1 pseudogene is annotated in these 389 nt (G+C 28.5%); it reads right to left on the bottom strand.

Going from position 1 to position 389, the window contains the following annotated elements:
• A pseudogene (locus QZZ48_RS15870) lies at nucleotides 1-262 on the bottom strand (hemerythrin family protein); the annotation flags it as partial.
• Between the last annotated feature and the right edge of the window lie 127 nt (nucleotides 263-389).

Here is a 389-nt window from a genome sequence, read left to right as displayed (position 1 = left end):
AGGCAGATATTTTTGGGTCTTCAACTATGATATGCTCTAACAATATTCGTTTTGAAAATACTTTTATTTTTGTTTTTATAATATCTAAACTTGCTGGTGTACGTATGATTTTAGATAAACGATCTACGATAAGTTGATGACACTCTTTATGCTTCTTAATATCTGGATATTCAATACTTACAAGATAATCTTCTTCGTCTTTAAAATGAACTTTTGTGTAGTTTTGAAAAGTATATAATATATCTCGTATTTCTTCTTTTACAACTTTTTTTTCATCAAGTTCAAAAAGCTTATATAATGGTTCCCTTTTTCAAGACCAGTAAAACAAGTTTTCTTATTTCACCTCTTTACGATACCAGTGGTAACAGTTTTTGTCTCCTAGGGTCTAA

This window comes from Sulfurimonas sp. (genome assembly GCF_016744025.1).
GTDB lineage: Bacteria > Campylobacterota > Campylobacteria > Campylobacterales > Sulfurimonadaceae > Sulfurimonas.
The sequence above is the reverse complement of the archived record's forward strand: the minus strand, read 5'-3'. Positions and strand labels throughout refer to the sequence as shown.